Raw genomic sequence first — 4,330 nt, 5'->3', positions numbered from 1 at the left:
CTCGACCCCGGCGTGTTCGACCTCGGTGTGCCGACCCTGGGCATCTGCTACGGCTTCCAGGTCATGGCGCAGACCCTCGGGGGCGAGGTCGCCAACACCGGACTCCGCGAGTACGGCGCGACGGATGCCGCGATCACGGGTGACGGCGGCGTGCTGCTGGGCGGCCAGCCCGTCGAGCAGAACGTGTGGATGAGCCACGGCGACCAGGTCGCGAAGGCGCCCGAGGGTTTCGAAGTGCTCGCCTCGACGGGCGCGACCCCGGTCGCCGCGTTCGGCAGTGACGAGCGCCGGCTGTACGGCGTGCAGTGGCACCCCGAGGTCAAGCACTCGGACTACGGCCAGAACGTCATCGAGAACTTCCTCCACAAGGCGGCCGGCCTGCCCGCGGACTGGAACAGCGGCAACGTCATCGCCGAGCAGGTGGCCAAGATCCGGGAGCAGGTCGGCACCGGTCACGTGCTGTCGGCCCTGTCGGGCGGCGTGGACTCCGCCGTCTCGACGGCGCTCGTGCACAAGGCGGTCGGCGACCAGCTCGTCGCGGTGTTCGTCGACCACGGCCTTCTCCGCAAGGGTGAGCGCGAGCAGGTCGAGCAGGACTACGTCGCCTCGACGGGTGTGCGCCTGGTCACGGTGGACGCGCGCGAGCAGTTCCTGAACGCGCTCGCCGGAGTGAGCGACCCCGAGCAGAAGCGCAAGATCATCGGCCGCGAGTTCATCCGCGCGTTCGAGAAGGTGCAGGCCGACCTGGTCGCCGAGGCGGCGGCCGAGGGCGAACCGATCCGCTTCCTCGTGCAGGGCACGCTGTACCCCGACGTCGTCGAGTCAGGTGGCGGCACCGGAACCGCCAACATCAAGTCGCACCACAACGTGGGCGGCCTGCCCGAGGACCTGCAGTTCGAGCTGGTCGAGCCGCTGCGCACCCTGTTCAAGGACGAGGTGCGGGCGATCGGCCGCGAGCTGGGCCTGCCCGAGGTCATCGTGTCGCGCCAGCCCTTTCCGGGCCCCGGCCTCGGCATCCGCATCGTGGGTGAGGTCACCGCTGACCGTCTCGAGATTCTGCGCGACGCCGACGCCATCGCCCGCGAGGAGCTGACGAAGGCCGGCCTCGACGGCGAGATCTGGCAGTGCCCCGTCGTGCTGCTGGCCGACGTGCGCTCGGTGGGCGTCCAGGGCGACGGCCGCACCTACGGCCACCCGATCGTGCTGCGCCCCGTCTCGTCCGAGGACGCGATGACCGCCGACTGGACGCGTCTGCCGTACGACGCGCTGTCGAAGATCTCCAACCGCATCACCAACGAGGTGCGCGAGATCAACCGCGTCGTGCTGGACGTCACCTCGAAGCCCCCGGGGACCATCGAGTGGGAGTGATCTGAACGGATGCCGCAGGCCTTGGCTTGCGGCATCCGTGCGTTTCGGGGCGTCGCGCAGGGGAGGATGGAACGGTGAGCCCTGACACGCAGCTGCCCGACGCCGACTACGTGCTGCTGGGCAGCCGCATCGCCCTCGGGCTAGACGGCGGGTTCGCCGTGGCCGTGCCGGCCCGGCTGCGGCTGCTGGAGGCCGCCGGCGCCCGCGAACCGCTGATGCTGAGCGTCGACGGCCAGTCGCCCGAGGCCCACGCGGCGCAGCGGCAGGCGTTCGTCGACGGCGGGTACGTCCCCGACGCGTCGCGTGTGCGCAACCTGTTCGACGAGCTGGTGGCCGATCCGTCGTGGCTCTCGGCGGCCGGGCAGCCGGGAGGGCCGACGCCGGGCGTCGCGTACCGGACGGTTCAGGATGCCGCCGGCCGCGCCGTCGCGGAGCTTCCGGTGTTCGAGAACGACCCGGAGTGGCATCTGCGCGACGCGAACGTCGTCGTGCACACGCCCGACGGGGACAGGGTGCTGCGCGGGTTCCGCGGGCTCTACATCGCCTGGCTCGACAGCATCGCCGAGGCGCGGCGCGCGGCGGCGGGGGATCCCGATCGGGTGTTTGTCGTCGTCTGCGAGTCGCGGCAGATCGGCGAGGCTCTCGTGGGGTGGGACGATCCGCGCGTGCGGATCGTCCACACGGTGCACAACTCGCACCTGCCGGCGCCGCACGATGACCCGGCCGCGCCGGTGACCGGCTTGTGGGAGCGGTGGCTGCGCACCCTCGACGCGTACGACGCGGTGGTGTGGCCCACGGCCGCGCAGCGCGACGAGGTGGCGGAGCGCTTCGGCGATCCGGGCACGTTCCATGTGGTGCCGAACACGATCGAGCTGGGGCCCGAGCCGTCGGCGGACGTCGCGCGCGATCCCCATCGTGTCGTCATGCTCAACAGGCTCGCACCGCAGAAGCGCATCGACCTCGCCGTGCGGGCGTGGCCGGCGGTCGTCGCCGCTGTTCCGGACGCGCACCTCGACATCTACGGCGACGGCCCGTTGCGCGATGAGCTGCGGGCGCTCATCGACGAGTTCGGCGTCTCGGCATCGGTGACCCTGCACGGCGCGACGTCCGAACGGGACGCGGCCTTCGACCGTTCGTCCGTCTTCCTCACCTCGACGGCGTTCGAGGGGCAGGGCCTGTCGATCGCCGAGGCGCTCGCCCGGGGGCTGCCGGTCGTCTCGACCGACGCCCGGTACGGCCCGCGTGAGGCGGTCGGCGACGCGGGGGTGCTCGTCGCGCCGGGCGACGTCGATGCGCTCGCCGCCGCGCTCATCGGGCTGCTGCAGGACGACGGTCGGCGCGCCGAGCTGTCGCGGCACGCCCGTGCGGCCGCTGCGGCGTTCACGCCCGAGGCGGTGCGCCCGGCGCTGGTGGCTGCGCTGCGCGCCGCGGTGCAGCATCCGTCGCGTCGCGCGGGCTGACCCGCCCACCTCGCGATCCGCCGTGGGCAGAGCCGCCGGGAGCGGAATCGGATGCCGCCGCCCGCCGCCGCGCGCAGGCTGGGGTCATGGCAGAAGAAGGCAAGATCCCCCAGTTCGGGGCCGAGGCGCGGCGCGAGCTGTTCCAGCAGCGCGTGCTCGTGCTCGACGGCCCGCTCGACGACGACAACGGCACGCTGCTCGCGACGCAGCTGCTGGCACTGGCGGCGCAGGACGAGACCGCCGACATCGCCCTGTGGATCCATTCGCCCGGCGGCTCGGTGCCGTCGATGCTGGCGATCCGCGACGTGATGCGCCTGATCCCCAACGACGTGTCGACGCTCGCGCTCGGCCTCGCGTGCAGCGCGGGACAGTTCCTGCTGTCGGCGGGGACGCCGGGCAAGCGCCGTGCGCTGCCGCACGCGCGGATCCTCATGCACCAGGGCTCCGCGGGCATCGGCGGCTCGGCCGTCGACGTCGAGGTGCAGGCTGACGACCTGCGCTTCACGCGCGACACCGTGCTCGGCATCGTGTCGGCCGACACCGGTCAGCCGATCGACCGCATCTTCGAGGACTCGCTGCACGACCGCTGGTACACCGCCGAGCAGGCGCGGGAGTACGGGTTCATCGACGCGATCGTCGACGACTTCGCCCAGGTCGTGCCGCGCCGGCGGCGACCGGCGGGGCTCGGCGTCGGAGCGGAGGCGGCGGCATGAGCGGCTACACGATCCCGAACGTCGTGGCGCAGCATCCCCGCGGCGACCGCATCATGGACGTCTACTCGCACCTGCTCGCCGAGCGGGTGGTGTATCTCGGCACCGGCATCGACGCGGGCGTCGCGAACGCGCTGATCGCGCAGCTGCTGCACCTCGACGCCGACAGCCCGGAGCGCGACATCCAGCTCTACATCAACTGCGAGGGCGGCGATCCGTCCGCCATGCTCGCGGTGTACGACACGATGCAGCACGTGCGGCCGGACGTCGCCACGACGGTGGTCGGGCAGGCGATCGGCGTCGGCGCGATCATGCTCGCCGCGGGTGCCCCGGGCAAGCGCTCGGTGCTGCCGCACGCACGGGTGGTCCTGCATCAGCCGGCCGGGCAGGGGAGGGGCGCGATCCCCGACCTGATCCTGCAGGCCGACGAGCTGGTCCGGGTGCGTGGCGAGGTCGAGCAGATCCTCGCACGGCACACCGGAAAGGATGCCGCGCAGCTGCGCGCCGACACCGACCGCGACCGCGTGTTCACCGCCGCGGACGCGGTGGCCTACGGACTCGCCGATCACGTGCTGGAGCGGGTGCCCGCCTACGCCTGAACCGGCCGGTCAGCGGCCGGGGTTCTCGGAGCCCGGCCAGACCTTGCCCTCCCAGGGGTCGTAGTCGGCGATCAGCTCCTCCTGCGGCGGCCGCTCGTCCTCGGCGACGTGCTGCAGGTTGACGCGCACCCGGTACCAGAGCGAGCTCGAGCCGCGCATGCCGTCGATCAGCACGTCGGCGGGGTGCAGCTGC

Annotated in this window: 4 protein-coding genes and 1 pseudogene; 4 read left to right on the top strand and 1 reads right to left on the bottom strand. The window is 72.4% G+C overall.

Annotation, left to right across the window (positions count from 1 at the left end):
- From guaA to ACTHNQ_RS00975, 4 genes are all read left to right on the top strand, one after another.
- Positions 1-1,368 (top strand): glutamine-hydrolyzing GMP synthase (guaA, locus tag ACTHNQ_RS00990; RefSeq protein ID WP_440330580.1); only part of this gene is annotated, 1,368 nt, incomplete at its 5' end.
- A 74-nt stretch (positions 1,369-1,442) separates the two neighbouring features.
- Positions 1,443-2,828, top strand: coding sequence for a glycosyltransferase (locus ACTHNQ_RS00985; RefSeq protein ID WP_440330579.1), 1,386 nt, complete (start codon positions 1,443-1,445; stop codon positions 2,826-2,828).
- A gap of 86 nt (positions 2,829-2,914) precedes the next feature.
- A complete protein-coding gene (locus ACTHNQ_RS00980) occupies positions 2,915-3,541 on the top strand; it encodes a ClpP family protease (RefSeq protein WP_440330578.1) in 627 nt (208 codons plus the stop codon).
- The gene (locus ACTHNQ_RS00975; protein WP_440330577.1) at positions 3,538-4,137 is read left to right on the top strand and encodes a ClpP family protease; all 600 of its coding nucleotides are present in this window, start codon (positions 3,538-3,540) and stop codon (positions 4,135-4,137) included. The genes ACTHNQ_RS00980 and ACTHNQ_RS00975 overlap by 4 nt, the downstream gene beginning before the upstream one ends.
- Before the next feature lie 9 nt (positions 4,138-4,146).
- On the opposite strand, the pseudogene ACTHNQ_RS00970 reads toward ACTHNQ_RS00975, so the two are convergent.
- Positions 4,147-4,330: pseudogene (locus ACTHNQ_RS00970) on the bottom strand (DNA polymerase domain-containing protein); the annotation flags it as partial.

Source organism: Microbacterium sp. (assembly GCF_051953575.1).
Taxonomy (GTDB): domain Bacteria; phylum Actinomycetota; class Actinomycetes; order Actinomycetales; family Microbacteriaceae; genus Microbacterium.
The sequence above is the reverse complement of the archived record's forward strand: the minus strand, read 5'-3'. Positions and strand labels throughout refer to the sequence as shown.